Genomic DNA, 23,353 nt, shown 5'->3' on the forward strand with positions numbered 1-23,353 from the left:
TGACGGGGTCCCGGACCCTCCGGAGGGCGTCATGACGATCGCAGTTCCCCGCACCACGGTTGCCGGCCCCGAGCAGGCGGCGCTGCCGCGGGTGGTGGGCGCGTCGCTGCGCGTGCCGCTGGTCACCGGCGAGCGCGTCGAGTACGCCAACCTCGACCACGCGGCCAGCGCGCCGTGCCTGGAGCAGGTGCGCGACGCGGTGGACGAGGTGCTGCCCTGGTACGCGAGCGTGCACCGGGGCGCGGGCTTCGCCTCGCAGGTCAGCACCAAGGTCTACGAGCAGGCCCGCGCGTCCGTCCGGCGGTTCCTCAACGCCCGCGACACCGACGCCGTGGTGTTCGCCCGCAACACCACCGACGCGTTGAACCTCCTGGCCAGGAGCCTGCCCCGGCACACGGCCGTGATCCTGTTCGACACCGAGCACCACGCCGCGCTGCTGCCGTGGCGCGGTCCGCACGTGCGCCGCCTGCGCGCCCCCGCCTCGCCCGCCCAGGCGACCCTGGACCTGGACCGGGCGCTGCGCGAGGCCCCCGTCGGCCCCCGGCTGGTCGTGGTGGCCGGCGCGTCCAACGTGACCGGCGAGGTGTGGCCGGTCGCCGAGCTGGCCCGGGTCGCCCGCCGGCACGGCGCCCGGATCGCCCTCGACGCCGCCCAGCTCGCGCCGCACCGGCCGGTGGACGTGCGGGCGCTCGACGTGGACTACACCGTGCTGTCCGGGCACAAGGTCTACGCGCCGTTCGGCGCGGGCGCGCTGGTCGGCCGGTCCGACTGGTTGCAGGCCGCCGAGCCCTACCTGGTCGGCGGCGGCGCGACGGCCCGCGTCACCGACCACGGGGACCGGCTGGGCGTGGCCTGGTCGGCGGTGCCCGAGCGGCACGAGGCGGGCACGCCGAACGTGGTGGGTGTGCACGCCCTGGCCGTCGCCTGCGACGTGCTGGGCCGGCACTGGGAGCGGACCACCGCGCACGAGCGCGTGCTGCTGGCCAGGCTCCGCGAAGGGCTGCGGACCGTGCCCGGCGTGCGCGAGCTGGCGTTGTTCGGCCCCGACCACGACCGGGTGGGCGTGGTGAGCTTCACCGTGGGCGGCCACGACGCCGGCTACCTGGCCGCGGCCCTGTCCGCCGAGCACGGCATCGGCGTGCGCGACGGCGCGTTCTGCGCCCACGTGGCGGTGCACCGCCTCACCGGGGGCGAGCGGGCGCTGCGCGCGTCCATCGGGCTGGGCACCACCGAGGAGCACGTGGACCGCTTCATCGCCGCGCTGCGCAGGCTCGTCACCGAGGGTTCGCGGTGGGAGTACGAGCAGCGGGACGGCCGCTGGACCCCGCTGGACGACCAGCGCGCGCTCCCGCCGTTCCTGCGCTGACTCCGATGCTGGACAATGGCCCGGTGAGCACCGATCCCCACACCGAGCCGGACACGCCGGACCAGCCGGACGCCCCGTTGCCGAAGCGGCGGGTCCTGCTGCTGGCCGTCATCGCGCCGCTGGTGTTGGCGCTCGACCTGGTCACCAAGGTCATCGCGGTGGAGAACCTGGAGGGGCGCGAGCCGATCGAGCTGTTCGGCGGCCTGCTCTACCTGCCGCTGATCCGCAACACCGGCGCGGCGTTCGGCCTGGCCGAGGGCTGGACGGTGATCCTCGCGCTGATCGCGTCCAGCGTGGTCGTGTTCATCCTGTGGATCGCGCGCCGGCTGCGGTCGGTCGGCTGGGCCATCGGCCTCGGCCTGGTGCTGGGCGGCGCGATGGGCAACCTGGTCGACCGGATCTTCCGCGCCCCCGGCCCGCTGCGCGGCGGGGTGGTCGACTTCATCTCCGTGCTCGACCCGTGGGGCAACTTCTTCCCGGTGTTCAACCTGGCCGACTCGGCCATCTGCGTGGGCGGCGGCGTGATCGTGCTGATGGCGTTGTTGCAGCGCGACTACGACGGCACCCGCGTGGAGAAGAAGGCCGACCCCAAGAAGGCCGGCGCATGAGCGGCTACCGCACGCTGCCCGTGCCGGACGGCCTGGACGGGATGCGGGTCGACGCCGGGCTGGCCAAGCTGCTCGGCCTGTCCCGCACCGCCGTCGCCGCGTTGACCGAATCGGGTGACGTCGTGCTCGACGGGCAGCCCGCGGGCAAGTCCGACCGGCTGGTGGCGGGCTCCGTGCTGGAGGTCACCCTGCCCGAGCCGGAACGCCCGGTGCAGGTGCAGGCCGTGCCCGTCGAGGGCCTGGAGATCCTGCACGAGGACGACGACGTGATCGTGGTCGACAAGCCGGTCGGCGTGGCCGTGCACCCCAGCCCCGGCTGGACCGGCCCCACCGTGGTGGGCGGCCTGGCGGCGGCCGGGATCAGGATCGCCACGTCCGGCGCGGCCGAGCGGCAGGGCGTCGTGCACCGGCTGGACGTCGGCACGACCGGCGTGATGGTCGTGGCCAAGAGCGAGAGCGCCTACTCGGCGTTGAAGTACGCGTTCAAGGAGCGCACGGTCGAGAAGCTCTACCACGCGCTCGTGCAGGGCCACCCCGACCCGATCAAGGGCACCATCGACGCCCCGATCGACCGGCACCCGAAGCACGACTACAAGTTCGCCGTGATGGCCAACGGCAAGCCCAGCGTGACGCACTACGAGGTGGTGGAGGCGTTCCGCGCCGCGTCGCTGCTCGACGTGCACCTGGAGACCGGCCGGACGCACCAGATCCGGGTGCACTTCTCGGCGCTGCGGCACCCGTGCGTCGGCGACCTCACCTACGGCGCGGACCCGGTGCTGGCCAAGCGCCTCGGTGTGACGCGGCAGTGGCTGCACGCCCGGACGCTCGGCTTCCACCACCCGGCCGACGGCCAGTGGGTGTCGTTCACCAGCGAGTACCCCGCCGACCTCGCGAACGCGCTGGAGCTGCTGCGCGCGGAGGGGTACTGACCCCGTTGGGGCGCAACACTTTCGCCTCGCACGTGACGTAGGACATATCGCTTTCCACGGGATCGTTTGGCTTGCGAAGCTTTTGCCGGACGACGTGGGGGTGGCGGATGGACAACAGGGCCCGGCTGGTGGCGCTCCTGGGCACCTTGTGCCTGCTCGGACCGCTCTCGATCGACGCGTACCTGCCCGCGTTCCCGGGCATCGCCGCGGAGTTCGGCTCGACCGAGTCGGAGATCCAGCTCTCGCTGACCACGTTCATCCTGGGCCTGTCGGCCGGGCAGCTGGTGGTGGGTCCGCTGTCGGACTCGTGGGGCAGGCGCCGGCCGTTGCTGGTGGGCATCGGCAGCTACGTGGTGATCTCGCTGGTCTGCGCCGTCGCGCCCAGCGCGCTCGCGCTGTCGGGGTTGCGGCTGCTCCAAGGGCTCGGCGTGGCGTCGGGGTTCGTGATCGCGATGGCGGTGGCGCGCGACCGGTTCGAGGGACTGGCGATGGCGCGGTTCATGTCGTTGATCATGCTGGTCAACAGCCTGGGGCCGGTGGTCGCGCCGGTGCTGGGCGGTCAGCTGCTGCGGTTCACCAGCTGGCGCGGGACGTTCGTCGCGCTCGCCCTGATCGGGGCGGCGCTGCTGGTCGCGCTGGTGTTCGGCCTGCCGGAGACGTTGCCGCGGCACCGGCGGCGCCCGGCGAACCTGCTGCTCACGCTCAAGGTGTTCGGCGGGCTGCTGGCCGACCGGAAGTTCGTCGGCTACGCGGTCGCGTCGGCGTTGGCGCTCGGGGCGCTGTTCGGGTACGTGGCGGGGGCGTCGTTCGTGCTCCAGGGCGTGTACGGGCTGTCGCCGCAGCAGTTCAGCCTGGTGTTCGGCGCGAACTCGGTGGCGATCGTGCTGGCCGGGGTGCTCAACACCCGGCTGACCGGGCGGATCATGCCGCGGCCGCTGCTCACGATCGGGCTGGTGGGTGCGGCGACCGGCGGGGCGGGGCTGCTGGTCGGCGGGCTGGTGGGCGGTGGGCTGGCCACGTTCCTGCCGCCGTTGTTCGTGCTGACGATGAGCGTGGGACTGCTCATGCCGAACGCCGGTTCGCTGGCGATGGCCCGGCACCCGGAGGCCGCGGGCAGCGCGTCCGCCGTGCTGGGGGTGACGACGTTCCTGGTGGGCGGCCTGATGGCCCCGCTGGTCGGCGCCGGCGGCTCGGCCAGCGTCCTGCCGATGGTGACCGTGATGGCCGCCTCCACCTTCCTGGCCCTGCTGACCTTCCTCACCCTGACCAGGGGCGACCTGGGCATCACCCGCGACCCCACCCCAACCCGCTAACCGGCGTGTCCTACGTCCGCGTCGCGCGTGTCCTACGTTCGGAACACCCGAGTTGAACGTTCAGAACAAGGTCCGGTCGTCCTGAACGTTCAACTCGGGGTACGCGAACGTAGGACACGCGCGTTCCGAACGTAGGACACGCGCGTTAGTCGTCGATGGTCCAGACCAGGGTGTTCAGGTCGGTTTCGGGGCGGGCGCTCCAGCGGACGGAGAAGATCACGGTGTCCTCGGGCAGCACGTAGACGGTGTGGCCGCCGGCGGTCTCGCCCGGTTGCACGCCGATCTTGTGCGGCGGCCGGGACGACAGCGACACCGGGGCCTTGCTCACCGTCTCGCCCTTGTTGGTCATCAGCACGAGGTACATGTCCGGCAGGGCGTTGAACGGCACCTGGCCGATGTTCGACAGCTCCGTGTGCACGACCACGGCCCGCTCGCCGGCCGCCAGCTTGTACCCGGCCGCGGTGAACAGGAAATCCGCCGGGTCGACCACCTCGACCAGCTGGATCGTGAACCGCGCCCCCTCCAGGCCCTCGGTCTCCAGCGTGCTGCCGATCTTGCCCGTGCGCGACCGCGGGGCCGGCGCCTGGTCGCCCCGCGCCCACCCGGACGTGCCCGGCACGCCCCACGTGCTCATCGGCTCCGGCACGCGCACCGGCCCGGACGGCGGCCCCGTCGGCACGGGCTGCGGCCCGGAGTGCGGCTGCGCCGGGAACGGCGTGCTCGGCGGACCCTGCGGGACCGGGTGGCCGGGGTAGGAGCCGGACGGCGTGCCCTGCACGGGCGGGTACGGACCGCTCGGCGTGCCGCGGACGGCCTGCCCGCCGGGCCCCGAGTAGTTGCCCCACGCCACGCTGTTGGCCAGCGCCTTGCGGATGCCGTTCGGGTCGCACTCCACGCCCACGAGCAGCGGCAACCCGCTGCCGGACAACGTGATCAGCCGGGTGGCGGCCTCCCGCGGGTCCATGCCCAGCCGTGCGGCCACCTCGTGCACGGCGGCACGGCCCATCTCGGCGATCATGGCCAGGAGACGGGCGTCGACGGGGTCCGGCGCTACCACACCTTGAACGCTACCCGCCCGGCAACTCCCGCGCCCCATTGACCCGCCGGGACGTCACGACACGATCAAGCCCCGGTCGTGGTCGGTGATCTTCGTGCGTTGTAGGGTCGGCGGGTCTCTGCCCGAGCGCCAGTCCCGGGCCCGCTGCGATCTTCAGGGGGGTTTGGGTGTCCGACTCGTTTGTGCACCTCCACGTGCACACCGAGTACTCGATGCTCGACGGCGCGGCCAAGCTGAAGGACATGTTCGCCGAGTGCGAGCGGATGGGCATGCCCGCGGCCGCGATCACCGACCACGGCAACATGTACGGCGCGTACGACTTCTACAAGCAGGCGACCGCCGCGGGCATCAAGCCGGTCATCGGCATCGAGGCGTACATGGCGCCGGACTCGCGCTTCAACAAGAAGCGCGTGCTGTGGGGCGACCCCGGCCAGAAGGCCGACGACGTCTCCGCCAGCGGCGCGTACACCCACCAGACGATCTGGGCCCGCACCAACGAGGGCCTGCACAACCTGATGAAGCTGTCCAGCAAGGCGTCCACCGAGGGCCAGCTGGGCAAGTGGCCGCGGATGGACGCCGAGCTGATCGCCGAGCACTCGGCGGGCCTCATGGCGACCACCGGCTGCCCGTCCGGCGAGGTGCAGACCCGGCTCCGCCTCGGCCACGAGAGGGAGGCCCTGGAGGCCGCCGCGAAGTGGCGCGACATCTACGGCGCGGACAACTTCTTCGTCGAGCTGATGGACCACGGCATCGAGATCGAGAGCCGAGTCCGGGGCGGTCTGCTGGAGATCGCCAAGAAGCTCGCCATCCCGTTCGTGGTGACCAACGACTCGCACTACACCTACGCCGAGGACCGCGAGGCGCACGAGGCGCTGCTGTGCGTGCAGACCGGCAAGACGCTGCAGGACCCGAGCCGGTTCAAGTTCGACGGCACGGGCTACTACCTGAAGTCGCCGGAGGAGATGCGCGCGATCGACTCCTCCGACGCCTGGCAGGAGGGGTGCCGCAACACCCTGCTGGTGGCCGAGAAGGTCGACACGACCGGCATGTTCGCGTTCCAGAACCTGATGCCGCGCTACCCGACCCCGGACGGCAAGTCCGAGGCCGAGTACTTCCGCGAGGAGGTCTGGGCGGGCATGCGCCGCCGGTTCCCGGACGGCGTGGACGAGGTGCACCGGCAGCAGGTCGAGTTCGAGATCGACGTCATCCTCCAGATGGGCTTCCCGTCCTACTTCCTGGTGGTGGCCGACTTCATCAACTGGGCGAAGTCCAACGGCATCCGCGTCGGCCCCGGCCGCGGCTCGGCCGCGGGCGCGCTGATCGCCTACGCGATGGGCATCACCGATCTCGACCCGCTGGCCCACGGCCTGATCTTCGAGCGGTTCCTCAACCCGGACCGCGTCAGCCCGCCCGACATCGACATCGACTTCGACGAGCGCCGGCGCGGTGACGTGATCCGGTACGTCACCGAGAAGTGGGGCGTCGACAAGGTCGCCCAGGTCATCACGTTCGGCACGATCAAGGCGAAGGCGGCGATCAAGGACTCCGCCCGCGTGCTGTACGGGCAGCCGGGCTACGCCGTGGCCGACCGCATCTCCAAGGCCATGCCGCCCGCCGTGATGGGCAAGGACATCCCGCTGGCGGGCGTGTTCGACCCGTCGCACAAGCGCTACTCCGAGGCGGCCGAGGTCCGGGCGCTGTACGAGACGGACCCGCAGGTCAAGGAGATCATCGACACCGGCCGCGGCCTGGAGGGCCTGATCCGCAACGCGGGCGTGCACGCCTGCGCGGTGATCATGTCCGCGGAGCCGCTGATGGACCACATCCCGGTCTGGATGCGCCCGCAGGACGGCTCGATCATCACCCAGTTCGACTACCCGACGTGCGAGACGCTCGGCCTGCTGAAGATGGACTTCCTGGGCCTGAGCAACCTCACCACGATCGACGACGCGCTGAAGAACATCGAGCTGAACGGCAAGGGCAAGATCGACATCTCGTCCGTGCCGCTGGACGACAAGAAGACCTACGAGCTGCTGGGCCGCGGCGACACCCTGGGCGTGTTCCAGCTCGACGGCGGGGCCCTGCGGGACCTGCTGCGGCTGATGCGCCCGGACAACTTCGAGGACGTCTCGGCCGTCATCGCGCTCTACCGGCCGGGCCCGATGGGCGCGAACTCGCACACGAACTACGCGCTGCGCAAGAACAAGCAGCAGGAGATCGTGCCGATCCACCCGGAGCTGGAGGAGCCCCTGGCGGAGATCCTGGACACGACGTACGGCCTGATCGTGTACCAGGAGCAGGTCATGGCGATCGCGCGGAAGGTGGCGGGCTACTCGCTGGCCCAAGCGGACCTGCTCCGCCGCGCGATGGGCAAGAAGAAGAAGGAGATCCTCGACAAGGAGTTCACCGGCTTCGAGAAGGGCATGCTGGACAACGGCTACTCGCCGGAGGCCATCAAGACCCTGTGGGACATCCTGGTCCCGTTCGCCGACTACGCGTTCAACAAGGCGCACTCCGCCGCCTACGGCCTGATCGCGTACTGGACCGCCTACCTCAAGGCGAACTACCCCGGCGAGTACATGGCGGCCCTGCTGACCACGAACTCGGACAACAAGGACAAGTCGGCCGTCTACCTGGCCGAGTGCCGCCGGATGGGCATCACCGTGCTGCCGCCGGACGTCAACGAGTCGGAGCGGGAGTTCGTCGCGGTCGGCGACGACATCCGGTTCGGCCTGGGCGCTATCCGCAACGTCGGCGCGAACGTGGTCGACGCGATCATCAAGACCCGCAAGGAGAAGGGGAAGTTCGCCGACTTCTCCGACTTCCTGCGCAAGGTCGACGTGCAGGCGTGCAACAAGAAGGTCGTCGAATCGCTGATCAAGGCGGGCGCGTTCGACTCGCTCGGCCACCCGCGCAAGGGCCTGCACATGGTCCACGTCGAGGCGGTCGACGCGATCATGCTGACGAAGAAGGAAGAGGCGCGCGGCCAGTTCGACCTCTTCGGCGACGGCGGCGGTGACGGCGAGGGCGTCTCGGTGTTCGACGTCAAGATCCCGGACGAGCACTGGGAGGCCAAGCACCAGCTCACGCTGGAGCGCGAGATGCTGGGCCTGTACGTGTCCGGCCACCCGCTGAACGGCGTGGAGCAGGTGCTCAGCTCCTACTCCGACACCACGATCCCGCGCATCCTGGAAGGCGACGTGCCGGACGGCACGCAGGTCACGCTGGGCGGCATCCTCGCCTCGGTCACCCGCCGGGTGAACAAGAACGGCGAGCCGTGGGCGTCCGCGCAGCTGGAGGACCTGGCCGGTGGCATCGAGGTGCTGTTCTTCCCCAAGAGCTACATGGTCCACGGCATGTCGGTGGCCGAGGACGCGATCGTGCTGGTCAAGGCGCGCGTGGCCAAGCGGGAGGACCGGATCTCGCTGATCGCCAACGACCTGGTCGTGCCGGACCTGTCGGAGCTGGGCGCGCAGGCGCTGAAGCTGAAGGTGTCGGCCTCGCGCTGCGACCCGAAGCTCGTCACCTCGCTCAAGGAGGTCCTCTCGGCCCACCCGGGCACGACCGAGGTCCACCTGAACCTGATCATCAACAGCAGCCGCAACACGGTGCTGAAGCTGGACGACGCCCTTCGGGTTACTCCCACCCCGTCCCTTATGGGGGATTTGAAGGCTCTGCTCGGACCGGGGTGCTTGGGCTGATCGGGTGACAGAGGGCGGGATCGGGGACACGAGGGGGTCTCGGATCGTTTGAGTGAACAGGGTTAACTCAAACGAGGAGGGGATTCCCTTGGGGGAGCAGATCGCCGGTCTCGACGTGCTGGGCGAGGAGTACTTCGCCGACCCGCACGCCTACCACGCCCGGCTGCGCGAGCAGGCGGCGGCGAGCCCGATCGTGCTGCCGCGCGGCACGAGGGCGTGGCTGGTCACCCGGTACGAGGAGGCCAGGGTCGCGCTGGCCGACGCGCGCTTCCGGAAGCACTATGACCGCTTCCCGGAGGTCGTGGCGGCCAACCAGCTGGCGGGCAACGAGCCGACGAAGTTCGAGGAGGCCCTGGTCCAGCACATGCTGAACATGGACCCGCCGCACCACACCCGGTTGCGCAAGCTGGTCACGAAGGCGTTCACCGCCCGGCGGGTCGAGCAGCTGCGGCCGCGCATCGCGGAGATCACCGACCGGCTCCTGGACGAGGCGGGGGAGAAGGGCGACGTCGACCTGGTCGACGCGCTGGCGTTCCCGCTGCCCATCACGGTCATCTGCGAGATGCTCGACGTGCCGCTGGACCGGCGCGACGAGTTCCGCGCGTGGTCGAACGTGCTGGTGAGCGGCGCCGGCTCGGAGCCCGGCGTGATCCAGGAGGCGGGCGGCCGGATGGCGGCCTACCTGCAGGAGCTGGTCGAGCAGAAGCGCGTCGCGCCCGGTGACGACTTCTTCTCCGCGCTCGTGCAGGCCGACGAGGACGGCGACCGGCTGGACCGGATGGAGCTGATCGCCATGGCGTTCCTGCTCCTGGTCGCCGGGCACGAGACCACGGTCAACCTGATCGCGAACGGCGTGTTCCACCTGCTGCGCGACCCGGCGCAGCTGGAGGAGCTGCGCGCCGACCGGACGTTGCTGCCCGGCGCGGTGGAGGAGGTGCTGCGCTTCGAGAGCCCGGTCAACCAGGCCACGTTCCGCTACACCGACGAGGACGTGGAGCTGGGCGACGTGGTCATCCCCAAGGACAGCGTGGTGGTCGTGTCGCTGGCCGCCGCGAACCGCGACGGGGCCCGGTTCCCGGACCCCGACCGGTTCGACATCACCCGGCAGGCCACCGGGCACCTCGCGTTCGGGCACGGCATCCACTACTGCCTGGGCGCGCCGCTGGCCCGGATGGAGGGCGAGATCGCGATCGGGCGGCTGCTGGACCGGTTCGACGTGGCCCTGACCGCCGAGCCGGACGACCTGCGGTGGCGGCCGGGCACGCTCATCCGCGGCCTGGCGTCGCTGCCGGTTAGCCTGACGCCCCGTGGATCGCGATGAGCTGCTGAAGCTGGACCGGGCGCACGTCTGGCACCCGTACGGCCCGATGCCGGGCACCCACGAGCCGCTGGTGGTCTCCTCGGCCGAGGGTGTCCGGCTCCGGCTGGACGACGGGCGCGAGCTGGTCGACGGCATGTCGTCGTGGTGGGCCGCGATCCACGGCTACCGGCACCCCGTGCTGGACGCCGCGGTGCGCGACCAGCTCGGCAGGATGAGCCACGTCATGTTCGGCGGCCTGACCCACGAGCCCGCGGTCGCCCTGGCCGCGCGGCTGGTGGAGATCACGCCCGAGCCGTTGCGGCACGTGTTCCTGTGCGACTCCGGGTCGGTGTCGGTCGAGGTCGCGGTCAAGATGGCGCTGCAGCACTGGCGCTCGCGGGGGCGGCCGGCCAAGCGGCGGCTGCTGACCTGGCGCGGCGGCTACCACGGCGACACGTTCCAGCCGATGTCCGTGTGCGACCCGGAGGGCGGGATGCACTCGCTGTGGCGCGGCGTGCTGCCGGAGCAGGTGTTCGCCCCCGCGCCCCCGCGCGACCTGGACACCGCGTACGTGCAGCGGCTGGCGGACCTCGTCGAGGCGCACGCCGACGAGCTGGCCGCCGTCATCGTGGAGCCGGTGGTGCAGGGCGCGGGCGGGATGCGTTTCCACGACCCGCGCTACCTGCACGTGCTGCGCGAGCTGACGCTGGCCCACGACGTGCTGCTGATCTTCGACGAGATCGCCACCGGCTTCGGCCGCACCGGCGAGCTGTTCGCCGCCGACCACGCCGGGATCAGCCCGGACATCATGTGCGTGGGCAAGGCGCTGACCGGCGGGTACCTGTCGATGGCCGCGACCCTGTGCACGGCGCGGGTGGCCGACGGCATCTCGCGCGGCGAGGTGCCGGTGCTGGCGCACGGGCCGACGTTCATGGGCAACCCGCTGGCCTCGGCGGTGGCGCTGGCCTCCACCGACCTGCTGCTGTCGCAGGACTGGCGGGGGTCCGTGCGGCGGATCGAGGCGGGGCTGCGGTCGGGCCTCGCGGGGGCGCCCGGCGACGTGCGGGTGCTCGGCGCGATCGGCGTGGTGCAGCTCGACCACCCGGTGGACGTCGCCGCCGCCACCGCGGCGGCCGTCGCGCACGGCGTGTGGCTGCGGCCGTTCCGCGACCTGATCTACACCATGCCGCCGTTCGTCAGCACGGACGACGACGTGGCCGCGATCGCCGCCGCCGTGGTGGCCGCGGCCGAGGCGTCACAGGCGCAGCAGGGTTGAGCCCCACACGAGCAGGAGCGTCGCGTAACCGACGCAGATCCAGCCGACGGCCTGGTGGCCGGGTCCGTCCTTGCGCCCCGCGAGTTTGGTGACCAGCAGCCACCAGAACAGCGCGACCACGCCCAGGACCAGCGGCGTGGCGATCACGCCGTACGCGCTCGCGTACACCCCGGCCCAGAAGTCCACCGGCAGGCTGATGCCGTTGGCGTAGCCGGTCGGGACGCACAGCGCCGCGACCGCGGTCCACACCCAGGCGATCGTCCGCAGCCGCGCGACCGTCTCCGGTCGCGCGACGTCCAGGTTGAGGGCGAACACGCCCCACGCCATGAACGCGCCGCCGCCGAACAGCCACCCGGTCACCGTCGACACGACCGGCACCCGGCCGACCACCTCGCCGACGGCCGGGAACACGGTGCCCCACAGCAGGACGTGCCCGAGCACCACGCCGGCGATGCCGCCCAGGATGACCAGGGTCTGCACGCCGCCGCTCTGCCGCTGGAACCAGCCCTTCCGCTGCACCGCCTCGGCGGCGCGGATCGAGGCGTTGTCGCGGGTGCGCTGCGTGATCTGTTGGCGACGCTTGCGCCTGCCCTTCTTGCCCACGTCAGCGCTCGACCGCCGCCGCCAGCTCGGTGTTGGTGGGCTCCACCAGGACGCGGCCGTCGGGCAGCACGACCACGGGGATGTTCTTGCGCCCGCCGGCGAACTCGACGGCCCGGTCGCGCGCCGCGTCGTCCTGCTCGACGTCGATCTCGGTGAACGGCACCTCGTGCTCGCGCAGCCACGCCTTCGCCCGCCGGCAGTCGCCGCACCAGTCCGCGCCGTAGAGAACGATCTCACTCATGCAGGTGACTGTAGAACGCGAAAGCCCGTTACGGTCCGCGCATCGGTCGAGCGGCCGCACTTCGCCGTCCCGCAGGCACCCCTTCGGCCGCCGCACCGCCCCGACCGTGGCCCTTTCGCTCACTCGTAGTGGTGACTGCGACACAGCGGGACCCGCGACGCTCCGCACAGGCTTAGGGTGAGTGCCCGTGAGCGTCCTCGTGATCACCGGCACGGGCACCGAGGTCGGCAAGACCGTGGTCGTCGCCGCCCTGGCGGCCCTGGCCTCGGCCGACGGTCGACGGGTCGCCGTGCTCAAGCCCGCCCAGACCGGTGTCGCCGACGGCGAGCCGGGCGACCTCGCCGAAGTGGTCCGCCTCGCGGGCCCCGTCACCACGCGGGAGCTGCGCCGCTACCCCGACCCGCTGGCGCCCGCCACGGCCGCCCGCCGGTCCGGGCTGCCGACCGTGCACCCCAGCCAGGTCGCCTCGGCGGCCGTGGCCCTGGACGAGACGCACGACCTCGTGCTGGTCGAGGGCGCGGGCGGGCTGCTGGTCCGGTTCGACGACGCGGGCTCGACCATCGCCGACGCGGCCTGGGCGCTCAACGCGCCGGTGCTCGTGGTCGCGCACGCCGGCCTGGGCACGTTGAACACGACCGCGCTGACCGCCGAGGCGCTGCTCCGCCGGGGCCTGGAGTCCGTGGGCGTGGTCGTCGGCCGCTGGCCCGCCGAGCCCGACCTGGCCTCGCGCACGAACCTGGTGGACCTGCCCGAGGCCGCGGGCGCGCCGCTGCTGGGCGTGCTTCCGGACGGCGCGGCGGCGCTGGGTCGGGCCGAGTTCCTCGCCGCGGCCCGGGAAGGGCTGTCGCCGTGGTTCGGCGGCACGTTCGACCCGGAGAAGTTCGCCGCGCCGCACACCTGTTGACGCGGTACGCCGACCGGGTTGTCCACCGCGGCCAGTGACGCACATCGCTGGGGCGCGTCCGGGTCGGTGCGGCAGACTGCTCGGCGGACCACCGCCGGAGTCGACGAGGAGAAGCCGTGACCGCAGCCCCCGAACAGGTCGATGTCCTGGGCGTCGCCCGCGAGCAGGTGCTGGAGCGGGGCGTCGGGCTGTCCGAGGAGCAGGTCCTGGAGGTGCTGCGGCTGCCCGACGAGCGGATCCCGGAGCTGCTGGAGCTGGCCCACGCGGTCCGGATGCGCTGGTGCGGACCGGAGGTCGAGGTCGAGGGCATCGTCTCGCTCAAGACCGGCGGCTGCCCCGAGGACTGCCACTTCTGCTCGCAGTCCGGCCAGTTCCCGTCCCCGGTGCGCTCGGCGTGGCTGGACATCCCCGGCCTGGTGAGGGCGGCCCGGCAGACCGCGGAGACCGGCGCGACCGAGTTCTGCATCGTCGCCGCCGTGCGCGGGCCGGACAAGCGGCTGCTGTCGCAGGTGCGCGACGGCATCAAGGCCATCCGCGAGGACGGCAACGACATCCAGATCGCCTGCTCGCTCGGCATGCTCACGCAGGAGCAGGTGGACGAGCTGGTGGACATGGGCGTGCACCGCTACAACCACAACCTGGAGACGGCGCGCTCGCACTTCCCGAACGTGGTCACCACGCACTCGTGGGAGGAGCGCTGGGACACGCTGACGATGGTCCGCGCGGCCGGCATGGAGGTCTGCTGCGGCGGCATCATCGGCATGGGGGAGACGCCGGCGCAGCGCGCCGAGTTCGCCGTGCAGCTCGCGGAACTGGAGCCCGACGAGGTGCCGCTGAACTTCCTCATCCCCAACCCCGGCACGCCCTACGAGAACTACCCGGTGGTCGAGGGCCCCGACGCGCTGCGGACGGTCGGCGCGTTCCGGCTCGCCCTGCCGCGCACGATCCTGCGCTTCGCGGGCGGCCGCGAGCTGACCCTCGGCGACCTCGGCGCGAAACAGGGCATGCTGGGCGGCGTCAACGCGATCATCGTCGGCAACTACCTGACCAACCTCGGCCGCCCGGCCCAGGACGACCTGGACATGCTGACCGAGCTGTCGATGCCGATCAAGGAACTGGGCAAGGCGCTGTGACGGGCGGAGCGCCGGCGTACTGCGGGTTCTGCGGCAAGGAGCGGGACGGGGCCGATCACGCCGCGTGCGCGTCGCGGCTCGGCGTGATCGACCCGCCGCGGTTCTGCGCCGAGTGCGCGCGCCGGATGGTGGTGCAGGTGACCCCCAGCGGGTGGACGGCCACGTGCAGCCGTCACGGCGAGATCACCTCCGCGCGGTAACCTGCCCTGCGTCGGGTCACGGGTGCAGGGAGGTCGTCGGGTGGCGGAGCAACCGGTGGACGAGCGGGCGACGCCCGTTCGGGTGCCACCCGCGCCGGCGTTCGAGTACTACTACGTGGCGCAACGGCCGCGCGTGGTGGTGAAGCGCGACCTGCTGCCCGCGTTCTCCGTGCTGTCCGCGATCTCGTTGTTCGGGTTGCCCGTGGGGTGGCTGTGGGCGTGGCTCGCGCCGCCGCAGAACGTGGTGGCGCAGCAGGACGGGTCGATGATCGCGGTCACCGGCGAGAGCTACCACCGGCTCGACGGGCTGATGGTGTTCGTGCTGATGGGGTTGGGCGCCGGGCTGCTCACCGGCATCGCGGTGTGGATGCTGCGGGAGCGGCGGGGACCGGTGGTGATGCTCGCGGCCACGCTCGGCGCGGCCGTGGCGGCCTACCTGGCGCAGCTCACCGGCACCGGCGCGGCGGCCGGCCGGTACGCCGTCGACACCGCGCCCCGGGTGGGTGACGTCCTCGCCCTGGCCCCGGTGCTGGAGACGTGGTGGGGCGTGCTGGCGTGGCCCCTGGGCACGGCGCTGGCCTACGGCTGCCTGGCCGCGTGGAACGGCCTGGACGACCTCGGTCGACGGCTGGGGTAGCCCGGCTCAGACCCGGTAGGCCGAGTCGGGCACGTCCGTGACGAACATGTGCCCCGGCGCGTGGGTGATCGCGAACGGTGGTTTCGAGGCCATCACCGCCGCCTGCGGCGTGACGCCGCACGCCCAGAACACCGGCACGTCGCCCGCGTGCGGTTCGGTGCGGTCGCCGAAGTCCGGCCGGTCCAGGTCCGCGATGCCGAGCGCGGCGGGGTCGCCCACGTGCACCGGCGCGCCGTGCACCGCGGGCATCCGGGCGGTGACCTCCCGGGCGGTCCCGACCAGGTCGGCCGGGACGTACCGCATCGACACCACCACCGGCCCGTGCAGGCGGCCCGCCGGGCGGCACTCGCGGTCGGTGACGTACATCGGCACGTTGCGCCCCTGCTCGACGTGCCGCAGCGGGACGTGCGCCTGCTTCAACGCGGACTCGAACGTGAAGCTGCACCCGATGAGGAACGCGACCAGGTCGTCGCGCCAGTGCGAGGACGCGTCGGTGGGCTCGTCGACCAGCTCGCCGTGCTCCCAGACCCGGTAGCGGGGCAGGTCGCGCCTCAGGTCGGCGTCGCGCGCCAGCACCGTCGTGGTGTCACCGGCGTCGGTGACGTCCAGCACCGGGCACGGCTTGGGGTTGCGCTGGGCGAACAGCAGCACGTCGTAGGCCCAGTCCGCGGGGACCGCGACGAGGTTGGCCTGGGCGTAGCCGTCCGCGAGGCCGGCCGTCGGCCCCCGGTGGCCGCGGCGCACCTGTTCCGGGGTCATCGCAGCTCCACCCCCTTCGTCTCGGGCAGGCCCAGCAGCGCGACGACGGCGACGCCGTAGCCGAGCGCGCCGAAGATCATCGCGCCGCCCACGCCGATGCCGTCCGCCAGGAATCCCACCAGGGCCGGGAAGGACGCGCCGACCGCGCGGCCGAAGTTGTAGGTGAAGCCCTGGCCGGTGCCGCGCAGCTCGGTCGGGTACAGCTCGGCGAGGAAGGAGCCGAAGCCGCTGAAGATCGCCGACGTGGTGAACCCGAGCGGGAACGTGACCAGCAGGATCAGGCCGTTCGCACCGGGCGGGACCTGGGTGAACAGCACGATGAGGATGGCGCTGAGCACGGCGAACAGGGTGAACGTGCGCTTGCGCCCCAGCAGGTCGGTCAGGTAGCCGCCGGTGACGTAACCGGTGAACGCGCCGCCGATGAGCAGGGCCAGGTAACCGCCGGTGCCGACGACGCTGAGCCCGCGCTCGGTCTTGAGGAACGTGGGCACCCAGACGGCGAGGGTGTAGTAGCCGCCCTGCACGCCGGTGGCCAGCAGCGCGGCGAACAGCGTGGTGCGGCCGAGCCCGCCCCGGAAGACCGCCCCGAAGCTGCCCTTGCGCGGGTTCGCGCCCAACGCCCGCTCGGCCTTCGGCGCGTCCTTGACGTTGCGGCGGACGTAGAACACGAGGAGCGCGGGGATCGCGCCGGTCCAGAACAGCACGCGCCAGGCGACGTCCTGCGGCAGGAAGCTGAACACGGCGGTGTAGACGACCACGCTCAGGCCCCAGCCGACGGCCCACGAGCTCTGGATGAACGCGACCGTCCGGCCCCGGTACCGCGGCTTGCAGTACTCGGCGACCAGGATCGCGCCCGCCGCCCACTCGCCGCCGAAGCCCAGGCCCTGCAACGCGCGGAAGACCAGCAGCGTCTCGTAGCTGGTGGCGAAGCCGCACAGGACGGTGAAGACGGCGTAGGTGGCGACCGTGACCATGAGCGTGCGGACGCGGCCGACGCGGTCCGCGAGGATGCCCGCGATCGCGCCGCCGAGGGCGGACACGACCAGGGTGACGGTGTTGAGCAGGCCCGCCTGGCCCGTGGTGAGGCCGAAGTGGGCGGTGATGGCGAACAGGGCCAGGGGCAGGACCTGGAAGTCGTACGCGTCGAGGCCGTAGCCGCCGAACGCGCCGACGAAGGCCCGCTTGCCGTCGCGGCCGAGCGAGTGGAACCAGGCGAGCGGTCCGCCCCTCGCGGTGTCGGTGTCCGTGGTGCTCATGTCGCTGATCACCTCGCTGGTGTGGGTGTGCCGTGCCCCACACCGTAGAGGATTGTTGAACAATCCCACGATACTGCAATCGAGCGACCCTCGCGTGTCCTACCTCCAGAACACGCGTGTCCTACGTTCAGAACGCGTGAGTCCTACGTTCAGGACCTGAGAGTCCTACGTTCAGGACCTGAGAGTCCTACGTTCAGGACCCCCGAGTTCAACGCTCGGGGCACGCCGAAGCGCACGCTCCGGTCGTGGCGGGACGTGCGGCACGGGGGTGACGCCGGTCAGGCGGTCGCGCTCGGCTCCGGCTCGGCGCTCTTGCGCCGGTCGTACGCCGGGTGGAACCGGCGCATGAGCCGGAACGTCTCGGCGAAGTCGAGCTGACCCGACGTGGGCTGGTGCCCGATGAACGTGTAAGTCACCAGCGAACCGAGCGCCGGGAAGAAGATGCGGGACGCCGTGCCGATCTCGCCCATCGCGATCACGATCATTTTCGAATCGTCGTCCGCATTCACCAACAATGACGCGAGGACTTTCAGGTCCGCGTTCGAGTTCGCCATCGTGGAAATCTTCACCACATCCGCGCCGGCCTCTTTCGCGGCACGCGCGACCTCGGCGAGTTCCGCCCCGTCCGGGGTGTGGTCGAAATTGTGGTACGACACGATCACCAGCGTGTCGTGCGCCCGCGCCGCGGCGATCACGTCGGCCAGGATCGCGCCGGACGACAACTCGACGTCCACCGCGTCCACCAGCGGCGCGACCGCGCGGAACACCTCGAGCCGCGCCTCCTCCGACCCGGTCCAACCGCCGCCCTCGGCCGCCGAGCGCACGGTCGCCAGCACCGGCAACCCCGAGAACGCGCGCACCTGCTCGCGCACGTGGTCGACGTCGGTCCGGGCGAACCGGTCGATGCGCAATTCGGCCACGTCCACCCCGAGGGAACGGGCTTCCGCCGCCGCACGCGCGCTCTCGTGGTCGTCGAAGCTCACCGCGACGAGGGGGACACCGCCGTCGACCAGCGCGCGCATGGTGCTCATTCCCGGATCGTACACCGACGGCCGAACAGGTCAGTTGCGATGAGGCAGGTGGCCCAATTCCGACAACGGCGCGGGCACGGCGCTCAACGCGTCCAGAATGCCCGCCTCGCGGTGCAGCACTTTCCGCACCAGGCGCAGCCGCCGGGCGGGCGAGGTCTCCTCCAGCAGCCGCTGCCGGTCCTCCATCGTCAGCAGGCAGTCGCCCGCCAGCGCGTACGCCAGGTCCGCGACCGCCACGTCCGGCCCCGGCGGCCGCCGCCCCGCGCTCTGGAACGCCGCCTCCCGGTACCGGCCGTGCGCCGCCCGCGCGCTCTCCGCCAGCAGCGGCAGCACCGCCTCGACCTCCGGCGGCCCCGCCGTGTCCGGCAGCCACTCCACCGACGCCACCAGGTACGGCGCGCTGTCCTCGTCCACGTCCAGCAGCCGGAACCGCCGGCCGCCCCGGGTGGTCAGGTCGAACCGGCCGTCCGGCAGCCGCCGCGCCTCCCGCAGCACGGCCGTGCAGCCGACGTCGTGGAGCGCCGCCACGTTCTCCGCGCCGACCTCCCACCCCTGCTTGATCGACACCACGCCGAACGTCCGCTCCGGCACCGCGCCCGTGACCAGGTCGACGGTGAGCTGCCGGTACCGCGGCTCGAACACGTGCAACGGCAGGGACGCTCCGGGCAGCAGCACGGTGCCCAGCGGGAACAGGGGCAGCGTCGTGGTCACGACCCCAAGCTACGGGTGGAGGGTGGCCGCAGCACGGCGAACGGGTCGGTGACCCGCATCTCGCCGGACACGAACCGGAACAGCGCCGCGGGCCGGCCGCCGGACGGCCCGGACTGCATGGTCCCGCCGGTCGGCTCCAGCAGCCCCCGCCGCGACAGCACGCGTTGCAGGTTCGTCGCCGAGACCTTGTAGCCCAACGCCGCCGAGTACAGCGAGCGCAGGGCGGAGATGGTGAACTCCGGCGGGGCCAGCGCGAAACCGAGGTTCGTGTACGACAGCTTCGACGCGAGCCGGCTGCGGGCCCGGACGCAGATCGCCTCGTGGTCGAACGCGGTCGGGGGGAGCGCGTCCACGGGGTGCCACGCGGTGTCCGCCGGCACCACCGGGTCGATGTGCGAGGGCACCAGGCCGAGGAACGCGGTCGCGACCACGCGCGGCCCCGGCACCCGCGCCGGGTTGCTGAACACGGCCAGCTGCTCGACGTGTGACAACTGTCGCACGTCGACTTTTTCCGCCAGTTGACGCCGGATCGACGCCTCGACGTCCTCGTCGTCGCCGAGCCCGCCACCCGGCAGCGACCAGCGGCGGGCGTGCGGTTCCCGGGCACGTTCCCACAGCATGACCTGGAGTGATCCGGCTCTCACCTGGAGCACCGCGGCCAGCACCTCATGTACCGCCAGTCCCACTCGGCTGATACTATCGGCCACGTTTTCGACCGTTAGGCGAAAACCTGGCTCAAGGGAGGAACCCATGGTCGCCACCGCCTACGTGGAGCGGACCTCCGACGGCGCCTACGACGGCATCGCGCCGGACGCCGCCTGGCGCGACGAGGTGCTGGAGCTGGCCCGGCGGCGCGACGCGGTCATCCTCGCGCACAACTACCAGTTGCCCGAGATCCAGGACATCGCCCACCACACCGGCGACTCGCTGGCGCTGAGCCGCATCGCGGCCGCGAGCGACGCGTCCACCATCGTGTTCTGCGGCGTGCACTTCATGGCCGAGACCGCGAAGATCCTCGCGCCGCACAAGACCGTGCTGATCCCGGACGAGCGGGCGGGCTGCTCGCTGGCCGACTCGATCACGGGCGAGCAGCTGCGCGCGTGGAAGGCCGAGCACCCCGGCGCGATCGTCGTCTCCTACGTCAACACCACGGCCGAGGTGAAGGCCGAGACCGACATCTGCTGCACGTCGTCGAACGCGGTGGACGTGGTGCGGTCGATCCCGGAGGACCGGGAGGTGCTGTTCCTGCCGGACCAGTTCCTCGGCGCGCACGTCAAGCGCGAGACGGGCCGGGAGAACCTGCACGTCTGGGCGGGCGAGTGCCACGTGCACGCCGGCATCAACGGCCCGGAGCTGGCCGAGCGCGCGGCCGCGAACCCGGACGCGGACCTGTTCATCCACCCCGAGTGCGGCTGCGCCACGTCGGCGCTCTACCTCGCGGGCGAAGGCACCGTCCCGGCCGACAAGGTGAAGATCCTCTCGACCGGCGACATGATCACCGCCGCCCGGCGGACCAGCGCGAAGTCGGTGCTCGTGGCGACCGAGATCGGCATGCTGCACCAGCTGCGCCGGGCCGCGCCGGAGATCGACTTCCGCGCGGTGAACGACCGGGCGTCGTGCCGGTACATGAAGATGATCACCCCCGCCGCGCTGCTGCGCGGGCTGCGGGAGGGCAAGGACGAGGTGCACGTCGACCTGGAGACCGCGAAGCGGGCGCAGGGCGCGGTGCAGCGCATGATCGAGATCGGGCAGCCCGGCGGCGGCGAATGAGCGGGGTGGCGCCGTCGCGCGCCACGAGCACGCCCACGGGTTCTCCGAGCCCCGGCGAGGAGGAGTCATGAGCACGCCCCTGTGGGAGGCCCGCGCCGACCTGCTCGTGGTCGGCACGGGGGTGGCCGGGCTGACGGCGGCGCTGCGCGCGCGTGAGCTGGGGCTGCGGGTCCTGGTCGTGACCAAGGCGGCCGGCGGCGACGGCAACACGCGGTGGGCGCAGGGCGGCGTGGCGGTCGTGCTGCCCGGCGAGCACGACGAGGGCGACACGGTCGACGCGCACGTGCGGGACACGCTGGTCGCGGGCGCGGGGCTGTGCGACGAGGCCGCGGTCGCGGCGATCATCGCCGACGGCCCGGCCGCGGTGACGCGGCTGCGCGAGCGGGGCGCGGTGTTCGACGCCGCGCCGACCGGCGGGCTGGCCCGCACGCGGGAGGGCGGGCACAGCGCGTTCCGCGTGGTGCACGCGGGCGGCGACGCGACCGGCGCGGAGGTGGAGCGGGCGCTGCTGGCCGCGGCGTCCGACGGCCGGGTGCCGCTGCTGGAGGACCACATCGCGGTGGACGCGGTGCGCACGCCGCTCGGCGCGGTGTGCGGCCTGCTGGTGCTGGACGGCAACGGCGTGCCCGGCGTCCTCAGCGCGCCCGCCGTGCTGCTGGCCACCGGCGGCCTCGGCCAGCTCTACCAGGCCACCTCGAACCCGGAGGTGGCCACCGGCGACGGCCTCGCGCTGGCGCTGCGCGCGGGCGCGGTGGCGGCGGACGTCGAGTTCGTCCAGTTCCACCCGACCGTGCTCTACACCGGGCGCGGCGCACGGGGCCGCTGCCCGCTGGTGACCGAGGCGGTGCGCGGCGAGGGCGCGGTGCTGGTCGACGCGACCGGCGCGCGGGTCATGCGCGGCGTGCACCCGCTGGCGGACCTCGCGCCGCGCGACGTGGTGGCCGCGGCGATCACCCGGCACATGGCCGACGGCCCCGGCGGCGTGGACGACCACGTCTTCCTCGATGCCACGGGCATCTCCGACTTCGCGCGCCGGTTCCCGACCGTGCACGCGGCCTGCCTCGCGGCGGGCGTCGACCCGGCGGCCGACCCGATCCCGGTCGCGCCCGCGGCGCACTTCGCGTGCGGCGGCGTGGTGTCCGATGTGGACGGACGGACCGGGGTGACGGGCCTGTACGCGGCGGGCGAGGTGGCCCGCACCGGCTTGCACGGCGCGAACCGGCTGGCCTCCAACAGCCTGCTGGAGGGCTTGGTCGTGGGCACGCGCGCGGCCGAGGCGGTCGCGGCGGACCTCGCGCTGGGCGTGCTGGCCCGCCCGCTCGCGGCGGTCGCGGTGGACCTGCCGACCGCGCCGGTGGCGGACCGGGACTCGTTGCAGCGCGTCATGTCCCGCTACGCGGCGATCGGCCGCGACGCCGAGGGACTGGCCGTGGTCGGCTCGGTGCTCGACCTGTCCACCGCGGACCGCGTGCTGGACAGCCGGCAGCTGGTCGAGGACGCCGCGCTCACGGTGGCCGCGCGGGCGTTGATCGCGGCCGCGGCGGAGCGCGAGGAGTCGCGCGGGTGCCACGTGCGCACCGATTTCACCGAGCGGGACGACGTGCGCGGGCAGCGCAGCCAGGTGGTCCGGCTCAACCCGTCCGGCCAGCCCGTGCTGGCCGATCCCGCGGTGGCGAGGGGAGTGGCGTGAACATCGAGCTGGACCTGGACGACGCGCGTCGGGTGATCGCGACGGCGCTGGAGGAGGACCTCCGGTACGGCGCGGACGCGACGACGGAGGCGACCGTGCCGGCGGACGCGGTGGCGGTCGCGGAGCTGACGCCCCGCGCGGCCGGGGTGCTCGCGGGCATCCCGGTGGCGCTGGAGGTGTTCCGGCAGGTCGCCGACGTGGAGGTGCTGGAGCGGCGGGAGGACGGCGACAAGGCCGTGCCCGGCGAGCCCGCGCTGGTCCTGCGCGGCCCGGTGCGCGGCCTGCTCACCGCCGAGCGGACCGCGTTGAACCTGCTGTGCCACCTGTCCGGCGTGGCCACCCTGACCGCGGCCTGGGTGGACGAGGTCGCGGGCACCAAGGCCCGCGTGCGCGACTCCCGCAAGACGCTGCCGGGCCTGCGGCTGCTGGAGAAGTACGCGGTGCGCTGCGGCGGTGGCGTCAACCACCGGCTCGGCCTCGGCGACGCGGTGCTGATCAAGGACAACCACGTGCGCGCCGCGGGCTCGGTGCGGGCCGCGCTGGCGGCCGTGCGGGCCCACGCGCCGCACCTGGCGTGCGAGGTCGAGGTCGACTCGCTGGACCAGCTCGACGAGGCCCTGGCCGAGGGCGCGGAGCTGGTCCTGCTGGACAACTTCACCCCCGCCGAGTGCGCGGAGGCGGTGCGCCGGGCGGGCGGTGTCGCGCTGGAGGCGTCCGGCGGGCTGACGCTGGACGTGGCCAGGGCCTACGCCGAAACCGGCGTGGACTACCTGGCCGTGGGCGGGCTCACGCACTCCGCGCCGGCCCTCGACCTGGGGCTGGACCTGCGCTGAGCGGGAGCGTGCCCGCGCCCGGGGCACAGGCGCGG

Annotated in this window: 22 protein-coding genes; 14 read left to right on the top strand and 8 right to left on the bottom strand. The window is 72.5% G+C overall.

Annotation, left to right across the window (positions count from 1 at the left end; genetic code table 11):
• The first annotated feature begins 31 nt into the window (after positions 1-31).
• The 4 genes from ACWEFJ_RS15420 (at position 32) to ACWEFJ_RS15435 (ending at position 4,216) form a co-directional block, all read left to right on the top strand.
• Positions 32-1,366, top strand: coding sequence for an aminotransferase class V-fold PLP-dependent enzyme (locus tag ACWEFJ_RS15420; protein WP_449714086.1), 1,335 nt, complete (start codon positions 32-34; stop codon positions 1,364-1,366).
• Positions 1,367-1,389: 23 nt separating this feature from the next.
• The gene (gene lspA, locus ACWEFJ_RS15425; RefSeq protein WP_378085068.1) at positions 1,390-1,974 is read left to right on the top strand and encodes a signal peptidase II; all 585 of its coding nucleotides are present in this window, start codon (positions 1,390-1,392) and stop codon (positions 1,972-1,974) included.
• Positions 1,971-2,903 carry an RluA family pseudouridine synthase gene (locus tag ACWEFJ_RS15430; RefSeq protein WP_449714087.1) on the top strand — a complete coding sequence of 311 codons (933 nt, stop codon included), beginning with the start codon at positions 1,971-1,973 and terminating at the stop codon, positions 2,901-2,903. The genes lspA and ACWEFJ_RS15430 overlap by 4 nt, the downstream gene beginning before the upstream one ends.
• A gap of 107 nt (positions 2,904-3,010) precedes the next feature.
• Positions 3,011-4,216: a multidrug effflux MFS transporter gene (locus tag ACWEFJ_RS15435; RefSeq protein ID WP_378085072.1), complete on the top strand. Its 1,206-nt coding sequence runs from the start codon at positions 3,011-3,013 to the stop codon at positions 4,214-4,216.
• A 145-nt stretch (positions 4,217-4,361) separates the two neighbouring features.
• On the opposite strand, the gene ACWEFJ_RS15440 is transcribed toward ACWEFJ_RS15435, so the two are convergent.
• On the bottom strand, positions 4,362-5,273 hold the full coding sequence (locus ACWEFJ_RS15440) for an AsnC family protein (RefSeq protein ID WP_378092781.1): 912 nt from the start codon (positions 5,271-5,273) through the stop codon (positions 4,362-4,364).
• A gap of 167 nt (positions 5,274-5,440) precedes the next feature.
• Between ACWEFJ_RS15440 and dnaE the strand changes: the two genes are divergently transcribed.
• The 3 genes from dnaE (at position 5,441) to ACWEFJ_RS15455 (ending at position 11,550) form a co-directional block, all read left to right on the top strand.
• A complete protein-coding gene (dnaE, locus tag ACWEFJ_RS15445) occupies positions 5,441-8,974 on the top strand; it encodes a DNA polymerase III subunit alpha (protein WP_449714088.1) in 3,534 nt (1,177 codons plus the stop codon).
• An 88-nt stretch (positions 8,975-9,062) separates the two neighbouring features.
• The gene (locus tag ACWEFJ_RS15450; protein ID WP_378092777.1) at positions 9,063-10,295 is read left to right on the top strand and encodes a cytochrome P450 family protein; all 1,233 of its coding nucleotides are present in this window, start codon (positions 9,063-9,065) and stop codon (positions 10,293-10,295) included.
• Positions 10,282-11,550 (top strand): adenosylmethionine--8-amino-7-oxononanoate transaminase, encoded by a 1,269-nt coding sequence (locus ACWEFJ_RS15455; RefSeq protein WP_378092775.1) that lies wholly within the window; start codon positions 10,282-10,284, stop codon positions 11,548-11,550. Before ACWEFJ_RS15450 ends, ACWEFJ_RS15455 begins: the two co-directional genes overlap by 14 nt.
• On the opposite strand, the gene ACWEFJ_RS15460 is transcribed toward ACWEFJ_RS15455, so the two are convergent.
• Both ACWEFJ_RS15460 and ACWEFJ_RS15465 read right to left on the bottom strand, forming a co-directional pair.
• Positions 11,530-12,153 carry a hypothetical protein gene (locus ACWEFJ_RS15460; RefSeq protein ID WP_449714089.1) on the bottom strand — a complete coding sequence of 208 codons (624 nt, stop codon included), beginning with the start codon at positions 12,151-12,153 and terminating at the stop codon, positions 11,530-11,532. The genes ACWEFJ_RS15455 and ACWEFJ_RS15460 overlap by 21 nt on opposite strands.
• 1 nt (position 12,154) lies before the next feature.
• Positions 12,155-12,394, bottom strand: a complete 240-nt coding sequence (locus ACWEFJ_RS15465; protein ID WP_378092773.1) for a glutaredoxin family protein — start codon at positions 12,392-12,394, stop codon at positions 12,155-12,157.
• A gap of 187 nt (positions 12,395-12,581) precedes the next feature.
• Between ACWEFJ_RS15465 and bioD the strand changes: the two genes are divergently transcribed.
• The 4 genes from bioD to ACWEFJ_RS15485 all read left to right on the top strand — a co-directional run bounded on the left by bioD (position 12,582) and on the right by ACWEFJ_RS15485 (position 15,268).
• Positions 12,582-13,298 (top strand): dethiobiotin synthase, encoded by a 717-nt coding sequence (bioD, locus tag ACWEFJ_RS15470; protein ID WP_378092771.1) that lies wholly within the window; start codon positions 12,582-12,584, stop codon positions 13,296-13,298.
• A gap of 116 nt (positions 13,299-13,414) precedes the next feature.
• On the top strand, positions 13,415-14,431 hold the full coding sequence (gene bioB / locus ACWEFJ_RS15475) for a biotin synthase BioB (protein WP_449714090.1): 1,017 nt from the start codon (positions 13,415-13,417) through the stop codon (positions 14,429-14,431).
• Entirely contained in the window at positions 14,428-14,631 is a 204-nt protein-coding gene (bsaP, locus tag ACWEFJ_RS15480; protein WP_449714091.1) for a biotin synthase auxiliary protein BsaP, read from the top strand. The genes bioB and bsaP overlap by 4 nt, the downstream gene beginning before the upstream one ends.
• Before the next feature lie 40 nt (positions 14,632-14,671).
• Complete coding sequence (locus ACWEFJ_RS15485) at positions 14,672-15,268, top strand: DUF2567 domain-containing protein (protein WP_449714092.1); 597 nt, start codon at positions 14,672-14,674, stop codon at positions 15,266-15,268.
• Positions 15,269-15,274: 6 nt separating this feature from the next.
• Here the strand turns inward: ACWEFJ_RS15485 and ACWEFJ_RS15490 are convergent, their stop codons facing one another.
• From ACWEFJ_RS15490 to ACWEFJ_RS15510, 5 genes are all read right to left on the bottom strand, one after another.
• Positions 15,275-16,027 carry a putative hydro-lyase gene (locus ACWEFJ_RS15490; protein ID WP_449714093.1) on the bottom strand — a complete coding sequence of 251 codons (753 nt, stop codon included), beginning with the start codon at positions 16,025-16,027 and terminating at the stop codon, positions 15,275-15,277.
• The gene (locus ACWEFJ_RS15495; RefSeq protein ID WP_449714094.1) at positions 16,024-17,283 is read right to left on the bottom strand and encodes an MFS transporter; all 1,260 of its coding nucleotides are present in this window, start codon (positions 17,281-17,283) and stop codon (positions 16,024-16,026) included. The genes ACWEFJ_RS15490 and ACWEFJ_RS15495 overlap by 4 nt, the downstream gene beginning before the upstream one ends.
• A 278-nt stretch (positions 17,284-17,561) precedes the next feature.
• On the bottom strand, positions 17,562-18,314 hold the full coding sequence (gene aroD, locus ACWEFJ_RS15500; RefSeq protein ID WP_378092760.1) for a type I 3-dehydroquinate dehydratase: 753 nt from the start codon (positions 18,312-18,314) through the stop codon (positions 17,562-17,564).
• 30 nt (positions 18,315-18,344) lie between these two features.
• Positions 18,345-19,025: an LON peptidase substrate-binding domain-containing protein gene (locus tag ACWEFJ_RS15505; protein ID WP_449714095.1), complete on the bottom strand. Its 681-nt coding sequence runs from the start codon at positions 19,023-19,025 to the stop codon at positions 18,345-18,347.
• Positions 19,022-19,711: an NUDIX hydrolase gene (locus tag ACWEFJ_RS15510; protein ID WP_378092756.1), complete on the bottom strand. Its 690-nt coding sequence runs from the start codon at positions 19,709-19,711 to the stop codon at positions 19,022-19,024. The genes ACWEFJ_RS15505 and ACWEFJ_RS15510 overlap by 4 nt, the downstream gene beginning before the upstream one ends.
• A 64-nt stretch (positions 19,712-19,775) precedes the next feature.
• On the opposite strand from ACWEFJ_RS15510, the gene nadA reads away from it, so the two are divergent.
• The 3 genes from nadA to nadC all read left to right on the top strand — a co-directional run bounded on the left by nadA (position 19,776) and on the right by nadC (position 23,318).
• Positions 19,776-20,795 carry a quinolinate synthase NadA gene (nadA, locus tag ACWEFJ_RS15515; protein ID WP_378092754.1) on the top strand — a complete coding sequence of 340 codons (1,020 nt, stop codon included), beginning with the start codon at positions 19,776-19,778 and terminating at the stop codon, positions 20,793-20,795.
• A 67-nt stretch (positions 20,796-20,862) separates the two neighbouring features.
• Entirely contained in the window at positions 20,863-22,485 is a 1,623-nt protein-coding gene (locus tag ACWEFJ_RS15520) for an L-aspartate oxidase (protein ID WP_378092751.1), read from the top strand.
• A 2-nt stretch (positions 22,486-22,487) separates the two neighbouring features.
• Complete coding sequence (nadC, locus tag ACWEFJ_RS15525) at positions 22,488-23,318, top strand: carboxylating nicotinate-nucleotide diphosphorylase (protein WP_449714111.1); 831 nt, start codon at positions 22,488-22,490, stop codon at positions 23,316-23,318.
• The last annotated feature ends 35 nt before the right edge of the window (positions 23,319-23,353 follow it).

Source organism: Actinosynnema sp. NPDC004786 (assembly GCF_053601135.1).